At 66.5% G+C, this 18804-nt stretch carries 12 protein-coding genes; 2 read left to right on the forward strand and 10 right to left on the reverse strand.

The annotated features are described in order from the left end of the window. Positions 1-84: 84 nt before the first annotated feature. From Q3866_RS02595 to Q3866_RS02625, 7 genes are all read right to left on the reverse strand, one after another. Positions 85-1596, reverse strand: coding sequence for an IMP dehydrogenase (locus tag Q3866_RS02595; RefSeq protein WP_301829354.1), 1512 nt, complete (start codon positions 1594-1596; stop codon positions 85-87). 193 nt (positions 1597-1789) lie between these two features. Further along, a complete protein-coding gene (locus tag Q3866_RS02600) occupies positions 1790-3091 on the reverse strand; it encodes a glycosyltransferase family 2 protein (protein WP_301829356.1) in 1302 nt (433 codons plus the stop codon). 60 nt (positions 3092-3151) lie between these two features. Then, positions 3152-4180, reverse strand: a complete 1029-nt coding sequence (locus Q3866_RS02605; protein ID WP_293825391.1) for an RluA family pseudouridine synthase — start codon at positions 4178-4180, stop codon at positions 3152-3154. Beyond that, positions 4180-4674, reverse strand: coding sequence for a signal peptidase II (lspA, locus tag Q3866_RS02610; RefSeq protein ID WP_301829359.1), 495 nt, complete (start codon positions 4672-4674; stop codon positions 4180-4182). The genes Q3866_RS02605 and lspA overlap by 1 nt, the downstream gene beginning before the upstream one ends. Before the next feature lie 3 nt (positions 4675-4677). Next, positions 4678-7485 (reverse strand): isoleucine--tRNA ligase, encoded by a 2808-nt coding sequence (gene ileS, locus Q3866_RS02615; RefSeq protein WP_301829361.1) that lies wholly within the window; start codon positions 7483-7485, stop codon positions 4678-4680. A 724-nt stretch (positions 7486-8209) separates the two neighbouring features. After that, positions 8210-10099 carry an ATP-dependent zinc metalloprotease FtsH gene (gene ftsH, locus Q3866_RS02620; protein ID WP_293672843.1) on the reverse strand — a complete coding sequence of 630 codons (1890 nt, stop codon included), beginning with the start codon at positions 10097-10099 and terminating at the stop codon, positions 8210-8212. 90 nt (positions 10100-10189) lie between these two features. Continuing rightward, entirely contained in the window at positions 10190-12121 is a 1932-nt protein-coding gene (locus tag Q3866_RS02625; protein ID WP_301829363.1) for a fructose-1,6-bisphosphatase, read from the reverse strand. Positions 12122-12390: 269 nt separating this feature from the next. On the opposite strand from Q3866_RS02625, the gene Q3866_RS02630 reads away from it, so the two are divergent. Next, positions 12391-13455 (forward strand): acyltransferase, encoded by a 1065-nt coding sequence (locus Q3866_RS02630; protein ID WP_301829365.1) that lies wholly within the window; start codon positions 12391-12393, stop codon positions 13453-13455. Between the two features lie 169 nt (positions 13456-13624). Here Q3866_RS02630 and Q3866_RS02635 read toward each other — a convergent pair whose 3' ends face one another. Continuing rightward, entirely contained in the window at positions 13625-15157 is a 1533-nt protein-coding gene (locus tag Q3866_RS02635; RefSeq protein WP_301829367.1) for a L,D-transpeptidase family protein, read from the reverse strand. Between the two features lie 248 nt (positions 15158-15405). On the opposite strand from Q3866_RS02635, the gene Q3866_RS02640 reads away from it, so the two are divergent. Further along, positions 15406-16299 carry an RNA methyltransferase gene (locus Q3866_RS02640; RefSeq protein ID WP_301829369.1) on the forward strand — a complete coding sequence of 298 codons (894 nt, stop codon included), beginning with the start codon at positions 15406-15408 and terminating at the stop codon, positions 16297-16299. Between the two features lie 160 nt (positions 16300-16459). On the opposite strand, the gene Q3866_RS02645 is transcribed toward Q3866_RS02640, so the two are convergent. Beyond that, positions 16460-17500 (reverse strand): glycosyltransferase family 2 protein, encoded by a 1041-nt coding sequence (locus Q3866_RS02645; RefSeq protein ID WP_293672838.1) that lies wholly within the window; start codon positions 17498-17500, stop codon positions 16460-16462. A gap of 87 nt (positions 17501-17587) precedes the next feature. Beyond that, complete coding sequence (gene glf, locus Q3866_RS02650) at positions 17588-18790, reverse strand: UDP-galactopyranose mutase (protein ID WP_293672837.1); 1203 nt, start codon at positions 18788-18790, stop codon at positions 17588-17590. Positions 18791-18804: the final 14 nt, after the last annotated feature.

Consider the following 18804-nt stretch of genomic DNA (forward strand, 5'->3'; position numbering starts at 1 on the left):
GACCCTCACGGAGCCTCGGGCGCCTGCCAAGCGTGTACGCATACGCAGGCGCCCGCCGTCCGCGGGCGACCTGCTAGATGTGGCCTAGTGGTAGCTCACGGACTGGCTGTGGTCCTTTAGCACGACGTCGTGCGCGCCGCCCTCGACGATCGAGGTCGAGGAGACGAGCGTTAGTCGGGCCTTCTGCTGTAGCTCGCGGATCGTCTTGGCGCCGCAGTTGCACATCGTTGACTTGATCTTGTAGATGGTCATGCCAACGCCGTCCTTGAGCGAACCGGCGTAGGGCACGTAGGAGTCGACACCCTCCTCGAACGACAGCTTCGCGGCGCCGCCGAGGTCGTAGCGCTGCCAGTTGCGGGCGCGGGCAGAGCCCTCGCCCCAGTACTCCTTCATGTACTGGCCGTTGACGTTCACGCGGTTCGTGGGGCTCTCGTCGAAGCGGGCGAAGTAGCGGCCGAGCATCATGAAGTCGGCGCCCATGGCGAGGGCGAGGGTCATGTGGTAGTCGTAGACGATGCCGCCGTCGGAGCAGACCGGCACGTAGACGCCCGTCTCCTCGAAGTACTCGTCACGGGCGCGGCACACGTCGATGAGGGCCGTGGCCTGGCCGCGGCCGATGCCCTTGGTCTCGCGCGTGATGCAGATCGAGCCGCCGCCGATGCCCACCTTCACGAAGTCGGCGCCGCAATCGGCGAGGTAGCGGAAGCCGTCGGCGTCAACGACGTTGCCGGCGCCCACGATGACGTCGTTGCCGTAGTTCTCGCGGATCCAGTCGATCGTGAGCTTCTGCCACTCGGAGTAGCCCTCGGACGAGTCGATGCACAGGGCGTCGGCACCGGCCTCGAGCAGCAGTGGCACGCGCTTGGCGTAGTCGCGAGTGTTGATGCCCGCACCCACCATGTAGCGCTTGTTGGTGTCGAGCAGCTCATCGGGGTTGGACTTGTGGGAGTCGTAGTCCTTGCGAAAGACGATGCCCACGAGGTGGTCGGTGGCATCGACGATGGGCAGGGCGTTGAGCTTGTTATCCCAGATGATGTCGTTGGCGACCTTGAGGGTGGTCTCCTCGGTGCCCACGACGAGCTTCTCGCGCGGGGTCATGAACGTGGCGACCTTGGCCTGGTGGTCGTCGCGGGAGGGACGGTAGTCGCGGCTCGTGACGATACCCACGAGCTTGCCGTGCGGGGTGCCGTCGTCGGTGACGGGCATGGTGGAGTGGCCGGTGCGCTGCTTGAGGTCCATGACCTGCTCCATGGTCATGTCGGGGGTGAGGGTCGAGTCGCTCTCGACGACGCCGGCCTTGTAGTCCTTGACCCGCTTGACCATGGCCGCCTCGGACTCGGGGGTCTGGGAGCCGTAGATGAAGCTCATGCCGCCCTCGGTGGCAAGGGCGACGCCCATGCGCTGGCCGGAGACGGACTGCATGATCGAGGAGACCATGGGGATGTTGAGGGTGATGCGGGGCTCCTCGCCCTTCTTGTAGCGGCACAGGGGCGTCTTGAGCGACACGTTTGCCGGCACGTTCTCCGACGAGGAGTATCCGGGGACCAGCAGGTACTCAGAGAAGGTGTGCGACTCGCCCTCGAAGAACGTTGCCATGTAGGTGACTCCCTTTCTGCCCTTGCGGTCGCCCGTTTTGGCAAACCGCGCGCCGACTGATAGTTGACAATTGTAGCGTGTGCATTCGAACGCGCTACCTTGAACTTTGTTAGGCGACCAAACCGTCTTGCAGGTATGGCGAGGGGCGCCCGGCGGCACGCAGCCGCGAGGCGCCCCTCGCAAAGAGTTCTAACTACTCGCCGTCCTGCGCGGCGATGTCGCTCGCCGAGATCGAGACCGTGTGCTTGGTGGGCACCCACTCGACCTTCATGAACAGCGCCGCCACCGTGATGGGGATGTAGGTCATCATGAACAGTGGGAACGTGAACAGGTTGGTGAAGATGCGCCAGCGCCTGCCCTTGCGGCAGTGGATGTGCTTGCGCTCCGAGATGGTCGTGATGATCGCGAGCAGGAAGAACGTCACGTACATCGAGGCGAACGTCATGAACAGCGACCCCACCGCCATCGAGATCTCGTTCTGCGTGGCAAGAAAACCGTGCGAGAGCGAGCCGATGATGAGGTAGGCGGCGTTCACCAGGGCCGAGACGAGCGTGAGGATGTTGCCCGGCGCGATCGTCATGAGCATGTCGTAGGAGCCGAAGCGCTTGGACCTGATGCCGTGGAACAGGTCTCCCACGTAGGAGAAGAACACCTGGTAGAAGCCCTTGGTCCAGCGCATGCGCTGCGTCCAGGAGGCAGCTAGCGTGATGGGCTGCTCGTCATAGAACTCCGCGGGGGCGTAGGCGATCTGGATGCCGTTGGCCGCGCAGAAGGTCGAGAACTGGATGTCCTCGGTGAGAGTGTGGAAGTCCCAGCCGTGCATGCCCTGGATGATGCGCGAAGACACCATCCATCCCGAACCCGAGATGGCGCAGCCGGTGCCAAGTTGCATGCGCGAGTTGTTGAGGAACTTGGCCTCGCGCAAAAACCACAGGGCGTAGGCCGAGCTGATCCAGCTCGAGTCGAAGTTCTTGGAGTTGCGGTAGCTCGTGGCGACGAGATAGCCCTGGTCGAAGACCTTGTTCATCTCGCGCACGTAGGTGGGGCTCAGCAGGTTGTCGGCGTCGAAGACGAAGAAGGCCTCGTACTTGTCAGGGTACTCGTTGAGGATGCGGTCGAAGCCGTAGTCGAGCACCCAGCTCTTGCCCTTGCGCGCCAGGTCGTTGCGCTCGTAGACGATGGCGCCGGCGCGGCGGGCCTCCTTGGCCGTGCGGTCGGTGCAGGCGTCTGCCACCACGAACACGTCGATGAACTCGCTGGGGTAGTCCTGCTGCTTGATCGACTGCACGAGGTTGGCGATGACCGACTCCTCGTTGTGCGCCGCGATGAAGAAGGCGTAGCGGTGGTTCCTCTTGGCCTCGGGGAGCTTGACCTCGCCGCGCCTCAGCGTCACCAGGATGTAGACGAACTGGTAGAGGTAGGCGAAGGTGAAAAACACCCAGATGATGAGGTTGAAGATGACGATGGGCGTGAGACCCAGGCGATTGAATTCCACGAGTGACCTCTCGATGCTCTTGTTCGAAGCGTATCGATGCGCAGGCGGGCGCGGGCTCGGCTAGCGGCCGAGCAGCGCGGGGACGATGCGCTCCCCCGCGGGCGTGCGGCCCATGCTGCGGCTGTCGAGCGATTCTAGTACACCCTTCAGGTCTTGTGGAAGCGTGTCGCGAAGCTCTACGGTCTCTCCGGACGCGGGATGCGCGAACGAGACGCTCCAGGAGTGGAGGAACTGCCTGGTGAGGCCCAGGTTCTGGGCAAGGTCTCCCCTGCCGTAGAGCGGGTCGCCGATGACCTGATGGTTGATGTGGCGCATGTGCACGCGGATCTGGTGGGTGCGCCCCGTGTAGAGGTGGCACTCGAGCAGCGTGTAGCCCTCGTCGCGGCGGCCCGCCTCGAAGCGCTCGAGCACGCGGAAGGTCGTGATGGCCTCGCGGGCACCGGGGTCGTCGGAGACCGCCATGCGGATGCGGTCGCGCGTCGAGCGGGCGATGCCGGTGTCGATGGTGCCGGAGTCGGCCGCGACGTAGCCCCACACGAGCGTGACGTAGCGGCGGTCGAGCGTGCGCAGGCGAATGAGGTCCTGCAGGGCCTTCTGAGTCTCGTCGTCCTTGGCCGCGAGCATGAGGCCCGAGGTGTCCATGTCGAGGCGGTGCACGATGCCCGGGCGGTCGTCGCCCTGGAGCGTCCCCAGGTGCGCAAGTCCGCAGTGGGCGACGAGGGCGTTGGCGAGTGTGTCGTCGACGTGCCCGGGACTGGGGTGGCACACGAGGCCCGCCTGCTTGGAGAGCACGATGAGGTGCTCGTCCTCGTAGCGGATGTCGAGGTCGATGTAGGGGTTGGGGGCAAGCCCACCCTCGGGGACAAGCGGCTCGGCCTCCTCGACGGTGGCGCGCACGCGGTCTCCCAGCAGCACCTTCTCGCTCTTAGAGGTGGCGGGCGTCTCGTTGATGGTGACGAGCCCCGCCTCCACGAGCTTGGCGCAAGCCGAGCGCGACGGCATGCCCTCGCCTGCGGCGAGGAACGCGTCGAGGCGGGCGCCGTCGGCCTCGGGACCCACGAGCAGGTTGACGACCCTGGTGCGCGCCACTAGTTGTCCTCCCCCGTCTGGCCCCTGCCGTCGCGGGCGGCGTCGAAGCGCCACGCGAGGATGAGCGAGAGGATGACGCCACAGGTCACGAAGATGTCGGCGACGTTGAAGACCGGGAAGTCAATGAAGGCCGTGGCAAAGAAGTCGGTTACCTGGCCGGCGATGACGCGGTCGATGAGGTTGCCGGCGCCACCGCCCGCGACGGCGCCGAGCGCTGCGGCGAGCGGGGCGGGCATGGCCTTCTCGTGCACCACCCAGACGGCGCAGGCGGCGCATATCGCGGCGGCGAGGATCACGAAGACCCAGGTGGACCCCGAGCCGATGGAGAAGGCGGCGCCCGTGTTCATGACGAGCGCAAGGTCCATGACGCCGGGGACGAGCGGCGCGGGGCCGCCGGCCAGCGCCGTGCGCGCCCAGGCCTTGGAGACCTGGTCGAGCACGACGGCGGCGACGGCGACCCCGCCAAACACGGCTATGCGCTTGTTGCCGGCCACGGGCTACGCGTCCTTGCCGGTAAGGGCGACGGCGTGGCTGCAGCGGCAGCACAGGCCGTCGGTGCCGAGCGTGCGCCAGTTCCAGCAGCGCGGGCACTTCTCGCCATGGGCGGGAAGGACCTCGCAGGCGAGCTCGTCGCCCTCGGCGAGCTCGACCTCGGAGCAGACGAAGGCCTCGGCGAGCATGTCCTCGGCACCACGGACGAGCTCGAGCTGCTCGGCCGGCAGCGTGAGCACGCAGCGGGTGGCCTGGCTCGTCTTCTCGGAGACGGTGCCGGCGGCGAGGGCGGCCTCGTTGGCCTTGGTGAAGGCGCCGCGGGCCTCGAGCATCACGTTGTACTCGGGGAGTAGCTCCTCGACCTGCTCGTGGGTGAGCGGGGCCTGCCACCAGTCAAGCAGGGCGGCGAACTGCTGGCCGTCGCGGGCGCTCTCGGGCAGGTGCGCCATGACCTCGTCGGTCGTGAAGGCAAGGATCGGCTGGAGGTCGCGCAGCAGCATCTCGAGCAGGTAGTACCAGCAGGTCTGGGCACTGCGGCGGCTCCTGGCCTCGGGCTCGTCGCAGTACATGCGGTCCTTGGTGGCGTTGAGGTAGCCGTTGGACAGCTCGGTCACGACGAAGTCGTAGAGCGCGCGGTAGACCTGGTAGAAGCGGTAGCCGGCGTAGGCCTCGCTGACCTTCTCGTGCATCTCGCAGGCGCGAGCCAGCACGAGGCGATCGTAGCTCTCCATCTCGTCGACCGGCACGAGGTCGGTCGCGGGGTCGAACTGGCCCTCGAGCTCGCCCAGCAGGAAGCGGAACGTGTTGCGGAAGCGGCGGTAGGCGTCGGAGGTGCGGGCGAGGATCTCGTGGTCGACGGCCACGTCATAGCTCGTGTCGGTCGAGGCGACCCACAGGCGCAGGATGTCGGCGCCCATCTCGTCGCAGACCTTGTTGGGGTCGATGACGTTGCCAAGCGACTTGCTCATCTTGCGGCCCTGGCCGTCGAGCGTGAAGCCCTGGGAGACGACCGCCTTGTAGGGAGGCTCACCGTTGGCGCCCACCGAGGTGAGCAGCGAGCTGTGGAACCAGCCGCGGTGCTGGTCGGAGCCCTCGAGGTACATGTCAGCCGGGTAGCGCAGCTCGTCGCGGTACTCGCAGACGGCCTTCCAGGAGACGCCGGAGTCCCACCAGACGTCGAGGATGTCTTTGTTGGCCTTGAGGTTGTGGCCGCCGCACTTGGTGCAGGTGCAGGCCTCGCCCAGGTAGCTGGCCGGCTCGTCGGTGAACCAGGCGTCGGAGCCCTTCTCGTGGAAGAGCTTGATGACGGCGTCGAGCGTGGCGTCGTTCATGACGGTCTCGCCGCAGTCCTGGCACGTGAAGCTCGGGATGGGCACGCCCCAGTTGCGCTGGCGCGAGATGCACCAGTCGGGGCGACCCTCGACCATGGCGTGGATGCGGTTCTGGGCGCGGGCCGGGTACCAGTCGACCTTGTGCTCGATGGCATCGAGCGCCTGGCCGCGCAGGTCGGTCTTGTCCATGGAGACGAACCACTGGTCGGTGGCGCGGAACAGCACCGGCTGGTGGCAGCGCCAGCAGTGCGGGTAGCTGTGCGTGATCTTCTTCTCGGCCACGAGCGTGCCGCGCTCGCGCAGGAACTCGATGACGTGGGGGTTGGCCTCGTCGGTGTCCATGCCGGAGAACGGGCCGCCGGTGCCAAACTCGTCGCCCACGTAGAACTTGCCGTCATCGTCGACGGGCATGCAGATGTCCATGCCCTCCTTGACGCAGACGTAGTAGTCGTCGGCGCCATGGCCGGGCGAGTTGTGGACGATGCCGGTGCCGTCGTCGACACCAACGTAGTCGGCGAGCAGGGCGACGCCCTCGATGCCGTCAAAGACGGGCTGCTTGTAGTGGAGGTGGTAGAAGGTCTCGGCGGGGACCACGTAGGGCTCGCCGTTCACCTGGACGGGGGTGTAGTCCCAGCCAAACTCCTCGCAGCACTTGGGCGCGAGGGCCTCGAGCATGACCTCGGCGCGGCCGTCGTGCTCGACGGCGACGTAGGACTCGCCGGGCTTGAGGGAGACGGCCTGGTCGGACGGGATGGTCCAGGGGGTCGTCGTCCAGATGATGAAGTCGACGGGGCCGTCGAACGACTCGAGGCCGGCCGGCTTGCTCGTGAGCTCGAAGCGCACGAAGATCGAGGGGCTCGTCTCGTCACCATACTCGATCTCTGCCTCGGCAAGGGCCGTGTGGCAGTGCTTGCACCAGTGCACCGGCTTGCGGCCGCGGTAGATCATGCCCTTGTCGAACATGGCCTTGAAGACCTCGATGTCGGCGGCGTCGTGCTGGTGGTAGAGGGTGAGGTAGGGGTGGTCCCAGTCACCGAGGACGCCCAGACGACGGAAGCCCGACTTCTGCAGCTCGATGTTCTCGACGGCGAACTTGTTGCACATCTCGCGGATCTCGGCGGTGGGCATCTCGTTGAACTTGGCGGTGCCGACCTTCTCCTCGACCTTGTGCTCGATGGGCTGGCCGTGGCAATCCCAACCCGGGACGTAGGGGACGTCGCGGCCCTGCATCATCCAGTAGCGGTTGATGATGTCCTTGGAAACCTTGTTCATGGCGTGGCCGATGTGGATCGGGCCGTTGGCGTAGGGAGGGCCGTCGTGCAGCACGAACTTGTCGTGGCCGGCGTTCTTCTTGCGCGCCATCTCGTAGACGTTGTTCTCGCGCCACACCTTGAGGCGCTCGGGCTCGCGCGTCGCGAGGCTTGCCCTCATGGGGAAGCTCGTCGACGGGAGGTTCATCGACTTCTTGTACTCGTTTGCCATTGCCTAGCCTCTTGCTCCTTTCGCGGGGCCTCTTCCCGCATCCGCCGAGCGCCCGTGAGCCTTGGGGCCTGTGGCCCGTCCGCGCACGAAAAAAGCGCCCGCCCCGGCCGCCGGGACGAAGCGCTCTAGAACGGCTGAATGCCGCGTGCGTTTCGCTAACCACCCAGCGGGCGAGAAACTCGCCTTACTCGGCTGGCCTGTGACGACGGCCATGTCCGGTGACGCCTACTGGGACGCTCGCGCGCCCGTTGGGGCCACAGCTCCGGGGTGATATTCGAACGGACGCAGCCGCGGGCTCCCACCATCCCCGCTCGCTTTGGGCCTGCGCGGACCGCCTACTCGTCCCCATCACAGCTTTTCAAGTGCCCATAGTACCACGGACGCACCCGAATGCACTTTCAGCAACAACAAATGCGCGTTACGCACCGTGTCGAGACGAACCGGCCGGGAGGGGTTGGGAGCTTCTCTCGAACGTCTTCGACCGACTACGTCGCTCTGCGAAATGTTCTTCGCGAAGCCCCCAACCCCTCCCTACCCGCGTTTCACTTCCGACCAAAACTCCGCGTCCCGCGCCCTACCCGGCTTCGCGCCCCTCGAACGCACTGGAGTCGCTGCAAGAAGGAAGGTCCCAGGGCCTCACGCAGAGCATTCCGCAGCCCGGCTCTGCCGGGCGAGGACGCTCAAGTGAGGCCCTGGGGCCTTCCATGGCTCGCTAAAAGTGACGCTACTCAGTCTTCGGAAGGTTGGGCGCGAAGCCGTCGTCGCGGGTGAACATGTTCATGAACTCCTCGCCCGTGATCGTCTCCTTCTTCTGCAGGTAATGCGCGATCTCGTGCAACTTGAAGCGGTGCGCCTTGAGGGTGTTGAGGGCCTGCTGGTGCCCCTCCTCCACGAGGCGCTGCACCTCGGCGTCGATCTGCTGCGCGGTGCCCTCGGAGCAGGTGAGCTCGGCGCCGCCGCCCAGGTAGCGGTTGCGCTGCTGGCCCAGGGCAACCATGCCGAACTTGTCGGACATGCCGTACTGGGTCACCATGGCGCGGGCGATGCTCGTGGCCTTCTCGATGTCGTTGCTGGCACCCGTGGTCATCTCGCCAAAGATGAGCTCCTCGGCGGCGCGGCCGCCGCACAGGACGGCGATCTTGTTCTTGGCCTCCTGGCGGGTCGTGAGGAAGTGCTCGTCCTCCTCGACCTGCATGGTGAAGCCCAGGGCGCCCGAGGTGCGCGGCACGATCGTGATCTTGGAAACCGGCGCCGAGCCCTTCTGGGCAGCCGCCACGATGGCGTGGCCCGTCTCGTGGTAGGAGACGACGTCCTTCTCGTGCTCGGAGAGAACCGTGGACTTCTTCTTCTCGCCGGCGATGACGACGTCGACGCTCTCGACGAGGTCCTCCTGCGTCACGCGCTTGCGGCCAAAGCGCACCGCACGCAGGGCGCTCTCGTTGATGATGTTGGCGAGGTCGGCGCCCGAGGCACCGGGGGTCGAGCGGGCGATGACGCCCAGGTCGATGCCGCCCTCCATCTTGACGTCGTTGGCGTGGATCTTGAGGATGGCCTCGCGGCCCGCGAGGTCGGGCAGCTCGACGGGGATGCGGCGGTCGAAGCGCCCGGGGCGCAGCAGCGCCTGGTCGAGCGACTCGGGGCGGTTGGTCGCGGCGAGCACGACGATGCCCTTCTGGTTGTCGAAGCCGTCCATCTCGGAGAGGAGCTGGTTCAGGGTCTGCTCGCGCTCGTCGTTGGAGTTAAGCGAGCCGTCGCGCTTCTTGCCCACGGCGTCGATCTCGTCGATGAAGATGATGCAGGGGGCCTTCTCCTTGGCCTGCTTGAACAGGTCGCGCACCTTGGCGGCGCCGCGGCCGACGAACATCTCGACGAACTCGGAGCCCGCGATCTGGAAGAAGGGCACGCCGGCCTCACCGGCGACGGCCTTGGCAAGCAGCGTCTTGCCCGTGCCCGGAGGACCCACGAGTAGCGCGCCGCGCGGGCAGCGGGCGCCGATGGCGGTGTACTTGTCGGGGTTCTTGAGGAAGCTCACGATCTCCTCGAGCGACTCCTTGGCCTCGTCCTGGCCGGCGACGTCGGCGAACTTGACGCCCGTCTCCTCGCCCTTGACCTCCTTGGCGTGGCTCTTGCCCAGGCCTCCGCCCATGCCAAAGCCGCCGCCCCCGCCAAAGTTCATCGACGGGGAGTCTCCCATGGCCTTCTTCATGCGGCGGTTGAGCCAGATGCCGCCGACGATGGCGAGCAGTATGGGCAGGCCGTAGACCAGCAGCAGGTAGGTCCATATGCCGGAGCTCTGGTCGGCGATCTGGGCCGAGTAGGTCACACCGTGCTTGTTGAGGCGCTCGGCCAGCGAGTCGTCGCTCGGCCACTCGTTGGTGCGGTAGGTGGTGTTGGAGTCGCCCTTGGCGGTGAAGGTGATCTTGCCCGAGCTCGTGTCGAGCGAGACCTCGTCGACCTTGTCGGCGTCCACCATGTCGATGAACTCGCTGTAGCTCACGTCGCTGACCGTGGCGCGCTCGATGCTCGGGTACACGACCGAGTTGAGCGCGACGATGGCCGCGATCGCGATGATCACGTACAGAATCATCGACTGTCGTTTCTTCTTGTTATCCATCCCTCGTCCTTGCGTCGAGACGCGGGGGCAACGCCGCCAGCGGGCGCGCCCCCGAATCGTGTAGTTGCAAGGATACCCAAGTGCCCCCGGTTAATTCAAAGGCGAGACAAACCCCGCAGACCCTCCCCGTTCGGGCAGGTCGCCGCAGCGGTAGGCATCGAGCAGGGCCGTGAGGTCATCGATCTGGGCGCGGATGTGCGATCCGGTGTCGGTGTCGGCGACGATGAGGGGGCGGCCGTTGACCTCGAGCTGGTCGTCGTCGGAGTAGATGTCGCCCCCGTCGGCCACCACGTCGTCGATGTCCGCGTAGGGACGGTGCGCCTTGATGCGCATGCCCTGGGCGTCGACGATGAGCGTGTAGCCGGCGATGCCGGTCTTGGAGTGGTAGGCGCGGCAGAAGCCGCCGTCGATGACCAGGCGCCTGCCGCCGCCGCGCACCGGGCTCTCGCCACTCCTGCGCGAGACGGGCGTGTGCCCGTTCACGATGTGGCAGGCGGGGCCACAGAGGCCAAACTCCGCGAGTACGTGCTCGCAGGCGTCGGCGCGGCACGCAAGCTCGAAGTAGGGGTCGTCCTGCTCGGCCCAGGTGGAGCGGTCGCGCACGAAGGTGCGCTCGAAGGTCTTGATGGTACGGCCGCACAGGGGCGAGTCGAGCCCGCACCACAGGTACCACATCCAGTCGAGGGCCTCGGGTGTGCGCTCGTGCCAGGCGATGCGCGCCATGCGGTCGCAGGCGTCGAGGTAGGCGCGGCCAGCGAGGTGCCTGCCGGCGATGCGCACCGGACGGAAGCTCCCGTCGGCGCGCATGGGCACGCAGCCGTGGAACAGCAGGTTTCCGTTGTAGGTGAGGTAGACCGAGCCGTGCTCGTAGAGGAAGTCGACGTGGCGGCGCAGGCGGCGGCTCGAGGTGAAGCTTTCGACGAGGCCGTCGACGACGCGCCTCTCCCCTGCCGTGAGCTCGTAGGGTCGTGCGGGGTCGAGCGTGGGGAAGTCGCTGGTGGAGAGCTCGTACGTGGAGCCGTCGATGCGGACGGTGCCCGCCTGCGGGTCGACGCCTCCCAGAAGGCGGCGCGCTGCCATGTCGAACTCGGGGCGGCGCTCGATGAGCTGGCCCTCGAGCTTGAAGAGAATCACGCTGATGGCCTTCTCGGCCACGGAGAGCACGTCGCCATCGCGGTAGGTCTGGGCGGCGAAGAGCGCGAGCTCGCGCAGGGAGATGCCGTAGGAGCCCTCGAGGATGTCGAGCGTCTGGTAGTGGATGTTGTTGCGCACCACGGCCGCCACGCAGGCCTCGGAGCCAGCCGCGGCGCCCATCCAGCAGATGTCGTGGTTGCCCCACTGGATGTCGAGCGAGTGGTAGCCCATGAGGTGGTCGAGGATCGCGTCTCCGCGCGCGCCGCGGTCGAAGACGTCGCCCACCACGTGGACGTGGTCGACTGCCAGGCGCTTGATGAGGGCGGCGAGGCTCTTGATGAAGTCGCAGACGCTGCCCGTCTCGATGATCGAGTCGACGATGCGTTCGTGGTAGGCGACGCGGCTCGTGGGCTCGCCGGGACTCGCGTGCAGCAGCTCGTCGATGATGTAGGCGTAGGCGACGGGCATGGCCTTGCGTACTTTGGAGCGGGTGTAGGCGTCCGACAGATAGCGCGCGAGCTCGATGAGCTGCGACAGCGCGGTGCGGTACCACGTGGGCGTATCGAGGTGCGCGGCGGCGGCGCGCTTGAGGCGCTCGTCGGGATAGTAGATGAGGGTGCACAGGTCGGCCTGCTCTCCCGCGGTGAGGCGATGGCGGAAGACCGCGCGCACGCGCTCGCGGATGACGCCCGAGCAGTTGTTGATGATGTGGTCGAACTGCTCGTAGTCGCCGTGGACGTCTGATATGAAGTGCTCGGTGGCCTTGGGAAGGTTGAGGATGGCCTCGAGGTTGATGATCTCGGTGTAGACGGCCTGGCACGTGGGGAACTTCTCGGAGAGAAGCTCGAGGTACTTGGTGCGTTGCCCGTCCATAACGTTTGTGCGCATGCGTCTCCCTCGCCCGTGGTCGTGAGGCCATCCTAGCCCCGCGGGCCCGCGAGCGACGCAAGCCCATCAAATGTACACGTTTGCGTAGTCATTTGATTCACGGGCGGAGACGGGTGGGCGGACGCGTCGAGCGCCATGGGCGCGGCAGGCCACGCGGGCGACGGCCTCGAGCGCAAGCGGCCGTGCGTGGCGGATAATCAGGGCCAGTAAACACAAACCCGCCCGGACGGGCCACGGCGAAACGAGGACGGATGGCCGTAAGCAAGAGAATGGCAAACTGGGACCTGCTCAGGTCGCTCTCGATGCTGTTGGTCGTCGTGTGCCACAGCGCGCGCTACCTGCCGCTCGTCTGCGGCGTCGACGCGGCGCCCGCCCTCGAACGCCTGGCCCTCGTCTGCGACCCCGTCTTCTTTGCCCTATCGGGCTTCTTTGCCATCCGGCCCCTCAGGCAGGACTACGGCCGATACCTCTCGCACAAGGCCAAGACGATCGTGGTGCCGCTGCTGGTCTACGCCACGCTCGTCTACGCCGCCTTCTGCCTCACCGGAAGCGAGGTGCTGGGAGTCGACACCTACCTCACCTGGGTCTGGCAGACCATGGGGGCGCAGTACTGGTTCGTGCCCGCGCTCATCCCCTGCCTCATGGTGGCGCCGCTGCTCTACGCGCTCTTCTCGAATCTGGACAGGCGCCAGACGAGGCTCGCGCTGTCCATAACGGTCGCGCTGTCGCTATGGGGGCTCGCGGGCCAGCTCGTCGAGATGGCGTTCCCGTCTGCGACGACCGAGGGGCTGCTGGGTATCGCGAACCACCTCTTCCCGGCGTCAACGCTCCTCGGCAGCTACCTGCCCTACTTCTGCCTGGGATACCTTGCCGAAAGGGTTCCCGAGCTCTATGGCGAGCGAGGCGCCCGAGCCATCTGCGTTCTGGGGTGGGTCGCGTGGCCGTGCGTGGCCCTGCTCGCCCTACTTGGCTTCGAGCCGCACAACCCGGACTATTCGTGGGTCGTGACGACCATCGCGGTGTTTTGCCTCTTTGCCAAGATCTGCGTGCGTGGCCGGCGGACAAGCGCCGCCATCACCTGGGTGGCGCGCCACTCCTACGGTATCTACCTGCTGCAGGCGGGCGTCATCCACTTTGTCTTTGCCACGGCGACGGGCGCGGGCCTACTCGATACCAGCAGGGGCGGGCCCGCCTGCGTCATGGCGTGGGTCGCGTGCACGCTGGCCTGCTACCTCATCTCGCTTGCGGCGGCGGCGCTCCTCGACGCGACCGTGGTGAGGCTCGCGCAGGCGGGGTACGAGAGGATCGAGGGCGCGCTCGCCCACCACGAGTAGCGAAGGCGCTCCGGGCAGATGCACCCGCGAGCGCAGGCGGGCTCGCCTCATGACGCACGATGGCCCCGCCGCGCCCCGGCGTGTCAACAGCCCCGCCCCCTTGGCACGCAGGCCTGCCCCATGGCACGCGCAAAGAAAAGGGCGAGCCAAGCGGCCCGCCCCGATGGTGCTAGTTGTGGACGACCACCACGTCGCCGACCTTGCACAGGCCAAAGAGCTCTTTGGCCTTGTCGCCGGGCAGGTTCACGCAGCCGTGGCTACCGGCGTACTGGTAAATGTCTCCGCCAAAGCGGCTGCGCCAGCTGGCGTCATGCAGGGCCCACGAGTTGCCAATGAAGGGCATCCAATAGCTCACGTGGCTGATGTACTCGGGCTGGTTGGTGGCCGGGTCGATGGCACCGCGCAGCACGACGTCGCCCGAGGCGCGACAGCTGTTGAGGACGTAGACGCCGGTGGGCGTGTCGTGGCCCTTGGCGTGGTCGCCGGTGACGCAGTCGCTCTCCCAGACGAGGGCGCCCGAGTCGTCGTACATGCGCACGTGCTGCTCGGCCAGGTCGATGTCGATGTAGCGGTTGCCCCAGTCTCTGAGGCCCGCGTCGGGCACGTTCTGGGCCGTCTCCTTGGTGGGAATCTCGATGGCGTCGGTCGAGCCGGCCTCGACGGCCGCCTTGAGCGCGTCAGTGAGCGCGACCTCGTCGGTGACCCAGCCGTAGGCATCGTCCCAGTGGCTGGAGCCCGTGGCGGCGACCGTCACGACCTTGCCGTCGGGGCGGGTGTAGGTGCGCGCGGCGCCGCGGGTGTCGTACTTGGCGGCGACCTCGGTCTTGACCCAGTCCTTGAGCTTGTTCTCGTCGAGCGTGGCGTTGTGCTGGTCGTCGAGCGTGATCCAGGAAGAAATCTGCGTGCGCGTGACCTCGCCCGCCACGACGCCGCCCATCGTGAGCGGGATGTCGGCCGTCATAAAGCGGTTGGCGTTCTTGGCCGCCTCGGCGAGCTTCTCGTCATCGGACGTGACGCTCGGTCGGGCCAGGCAGTCCTTGCCAAGCCTGATGGTGTCGGTGAGGCTTGTGAGCTGCTCGCCCACGTACGCGATCGTGGCGTCCGCATCGAGGGCCGTGCCAAGCTGCTCGGGCACGACGGCGTAGGCCTGGCTCGCCTCGTCAAAGCCAATCGTGGCGTCGACGGGCTGCGTGGCGCCCTCGTTGAAGGTCGAGATGGCGCCGCCCAGCACGCTCTTGAGCTTGTCGGCGTCATAGGTGGCGCCGCCCGCGCTCTCGATCTGGTGCTCCCCCATGACGCACACGGGCCAGGCCCAGGCCGTCTGCTGGCCTAGAAGCGCGCGGGCATAGGCGGCCGTGTCAAACGCGAGGTCGACGTCGGTACCCTTGAGCGTGGTCGAGAACCCGTCGCCCTCGATCTCTGCGGTGAACGAGTCGAGCCCCGAGGCCGCGGCCTCGCTCACCTCGGAGGCAGGCCTGAGCGACACGTCGGCCCCGTTGAGCTGCGTGTTGGGATAGAAGATGAACGAGAAGACCGCAAATCCCACGAGATAGACGGCCGCGACGACACCCACGAGGACGCCCGCGACGATGAGCGCCACCTTGCGGCCACGGCCATCCTTGGGAGCGGGGTCTGAGGGCATGCCCGGCGCGGGAGACTGGGGCGCGGCCGGCTCGGCACCCAGGAGGGTGGCCGTGGGCACTGCCCCGCCCCTTGCCGCGTGCTTACCCCGAGCGGCCTTACCGCCGCCAAATACCTTGCCCATTGCGATTCCCCTAGCAGCCGCGACGGATGCGGCCAAGACGTTTCCTCGAATCTCTCGCATGCTGTATGGTAGCGCATGGCGGGGACGCTCACCCCCGCCGATAGGAGCCAATTAAAGGAACAGACGCGCCGCTCCAGCCATGGCGGCGCGCGGGGCCGGGAGCGCCCGGCCAAGGGGAGGAAACCTTGGGCATCGTACGAATTGACACGGCAGACGACCCCCGCCTCGACGTCTACGCGCGCCTCACCGAGCGCCAGCTGCGCAGCCGCCTCGAGCGCAACGCCTCGATTCTTGTGGCGGAATCCGAGAAGGTCGTGCGCGTGGCGCTGGCAAGTGGGCTTGCCCCCTTGTCGCTTCTGCTCGAGGAGCGCCAGCTCGAGACCGAGGCGAACCTCGTGGCAGACGTCCTTGCCCTCGCGAATGGCGGGGAGGTGCGCGAGAGCGCGGGGCACGTGAGCATCGTGCCCACGCCCGACGTGCCCGTCTATGTGCTCCCCCACGACCAGATCTGCCGCCTCGTGGGCTACAACGTGACCCGCGGCGTGCTGTGCGCCATGCGCCGCCCCGCCGAGAGGAGCGCCGCCACGCTGCTGGACGAGCTGCCTGACGCCCGCCGCCTCGCCGTCCTCGAGGGCGTCACCGACGCCACGAACGTGGGCGCCGCGATGAGGAGCGCCGCGGCCCTGGGGATAGACGCCGTCCTTCTCACCCCCACCTGCTGCGACCCGCTCGTGCGCCGCGCCGTTCGCGTGAGCATGGGCACGGTCTTCCAGGTGCCATGGGCGCGCTTTGGCAGCTGGCCTGCCGAGCAGGGCAGGACGGACGGCATTGGCCTGCTGCGCGCCCGTGGCTTCAAGACGGCGGCGCTCGCTCTGCGAGACGACTCCTACTCGCTTGGGGACGAGCGCCTGCGCGGCATCGACAGGCTCGCAATGCTCTTTGGCACCGAGGGTGACGGCCTCGCCAACTCCACGATCGAGGCCTGCGACGTGACCGTGCGCATCCCCATGCAGCACGGGGTCGACTCGCTCAACGTTGCGGCCGCCACGGCCGTGGCCTTCTGGGAGCTCTGTCACTAACTGGGACAGTTTCGCCCGTAGCCTATCTGTCCCACTTTTCCTGCAGTTTGGGACAGAAAAGCTACGGGCGGAAGTGTCCCAGAAATAGCAGGAGGGCCGCCCGAGTCGCCCGGACGGCCCTCCTGCTTTGTAAGAGCACGGTCTAGCCCGCGAGCTCGGCCTAGTTGAACTTCACGAGCTTCGAGGCGATGCGGTAGATGCCCAGCGTGAACTTCTCGCCCACCTTGGTGGGAAGGTTCGTGGCAAGGCCCACGATGCCCATGCGGGCGCGGCGGTACATGCGCTTGTCGTACTCCTTGAGGTGCTCCCAGAGCGCCTCGCAGTTCTCCATCGCGTCGGGCGCGTCGGACATGCGCGAGAAGATCGAGCATGCGGCCATCATAAGGGTGAAGTAGCCAATCATGTAGCTGCGCAGCTCAGGGATCTTGACGTCGTCGTAGAGGTGGTAGGCGTCCATCATGATGCGCGTAATGCGCAGCTGCTGGTCGATGCGGCTCACCATGACCTTCTCGTTGACCGACTGGTCCTCTCGGCCGATGAAGTAGCGGTAGAGGTCGACGTCGAGGTAGTAGAGGGTCTTGCAGCGCGGCAGCGGCACGTAGGCGTAGATGTTGTCCACGTAGAAGGTGTGGGCGGGCATGGGCACGCCGCCGTCGCGCAGAATGTCGGTACGGTAGCACAGCGAGTGCATCAGCAGGTTCTGGGCCATGTTGAAGTGGCCGATCTTGTCCCAGGTGATGACCTTGTTGCGCTTGAGCACGTACTTGTAGTCGATGACGTTCTGCGTGTTGTCCTCGACGTGCTCGTAGACGTAGTTGGTGATGACGAGGTCGACACGCATGTCGCGCCACTCGAAGTCGCGCAGGGTCGAGAGCAGCTTGGAGAGGGCGTCGTCGTCGAGCCAGTCGTCGGAGTCGACAACCTTGAAGTACAGGCCCTTGGCGTGCTCGAGCGCGGCGAGCACGGCCATGCCGTGGCCACCGTTCTCCTGGTGCACGGCCTCGACGATGTTCGGGTAGCGATTCTGCCACTCGAGCGCCTTCTCGTAGGTGTTGTCCTTCGTGGAGCCGTCGTCGACGACGACGATCTGCACGTCGTCGGCGTAGTCGCTGCCCTCGAGGATCGAGGTGATGCAATGGTCCATGTACTCCGCCGAGTTGTAGCACGGAATGCCGAAGGTGATGGTCTTGCCTGTAGTCACGGTTCACTCCCTGGGGTGCCCGAATGGGCCTCCTGGTGTCTCGTGCGCAGACGCGCCCGGGGCTTGCCGGGCGCGCGGCGCGGTCGTTTAGTTGTGGGCTGCGACGAGCTCGTCGGACAGGTCGAGGGCGCTCGCCACGACGCCGTCCATGTCGTAGTAGCGGTACTCGGCGAGGCGGCCCACCGGGTGGAAGTTGGTGAGGCGGCTCACGCGGGCGAGGTAGCGCTGGTAGAGTGCCTTGTTCTCGTCCTCGAGGATCGCGTAGTAGGGGGTCTCGCCGCTCTCAGGCGTGTAGGCCTTGGAGTACTCGCGCATGATCGTGGTCTTGCCGGGCACGACCTGGCCGGTCATGTTCTTGAACTCGGTGATGCGCGTGAAGTCCTCGCTCGTGGTGTAGTTCACGGTGCCCACGGGCTGGAACTGGTCCTGGTCGAGGGTCTCGAACTCCATGTCAAGCGTGCGGTACGGAAGCGCGCCCAGGTCGAGGCCAAAGAGCTCGTCAAGCGGGCCGGTGTAGACGATCTCGCCGCCGTAGGGCTTGCCGCAGACCTTGGCGTAGTCCTCGTCGACCGTGAGGATGTCGCGGACGTCGACGTCGAGGAAGACGTCGATGAGATCGTGGTCGAGCAGGCGCTCGAAGAGCTTGGTGTAGCCCTCGGCCGGCATGCCCTGGTGGGCGACGCGCGGGAAGTAGCGCTCGTCATCGCCCACGAAGACCGGCACGCGGCCGGTGACGGAGGGGTCGACCTGGTCGGGCGTGGTGCCCCACTGCTTCATCGTGTAGTGGAGGAACACGTTCTCGTAGACGTAGTCGGCGACCTCCTGCAGGTCGGGGTCGTTCTTCTCGCGCAGCTCGAGAATGGGGACCTTCTTGTTCTCGCCAAAGGTCTCGACGAGCTTGCGGTAGAGGGCCTCGCCGCGTTCCTCGCCAAAGGCGAGCTTGAGGCTCTTGTGGTTGAACGGGACCGGCATGAGAGTGCCGTGGATGTTGGCGAGCACCTTGTGCTGGTAGTTGGTCCACTCGGTGAAGCGGGAGAGGAACTGGTGGACGCGGTCGCTCTGGGTGTGGTAGATGTGAGGACCGTACTTGTGGACCAGGATGCCCGCGTCGTCGACGTAGTCATAGGCGTTGCCCGCGATGTGGTCGCGACGCTCGATGACGGCGACGCGGAAGCCGCAGGCCTCGGCAAGGCGGCGTGCGCAGACGGAGCCAGCGTAACCGGCACCGACGACGATCATGTCGTACGTGTCGGCGTTGAAGCCGGCGGGGAGCCCACTAGCGATACCCATTCGAATCCTCTCGA

Source organism: uncultured Parolsenella sp. (assembly GCF_958346945.1).
Lineage (GTDB): Bacteria > Actinomycetota > Coriobacteriia > Coriobacteriales > Atopobiaceae > Parolsenella.

What these genes read in the sequence shown, in the direction of transcription:
- Q3866_RS02630 (WP_301829365.1), top strand. Translation starts at nt 12,391, where the DNA reads ATGGCAAACTGGGACCTGCTCAGGTCGCTCTCGATGCTGTTGGTCGTC.
- ftsH (WP_293672843.1), bottom strand. Translation starts at nt 10,099, where the DNA reads ATGGATAACAAGAAGAAACGACAGTCGATGATTCTGTACGTGATCATC.
- Q3866_RS02595 (WP_301829354.1), bottom strand. Translation starts at nt 1,596, where the DNA reads ATGGCAACGTTCTTCGAGGGCGAGTCGCACACCTTCTCTGAGTACCTG.
- Q3866_RS02625 (WP_301829363.1), bottom strand. Translation starts at nt 12,121, where the DNA reads ATGCGCACAAACGTTATGGACGGGCAACGCACCAAGTACCTCGAGCTT.
- glf (WP_293672837.1), bottom strand. Translation starts at nt 18,790, where the DNA reads ATGGGTATCGCTAGTGGGCTCCCCGCCGGCTTCAACGCCGACACGTAC.
- ileS (WP_301829361.1), bottom strand. Translation starts at nt 7,485, where the DNA reads ATGGCAAACGAGTACAAGAAGTCGATGAACCTCCCGTCGACGAGCTTC.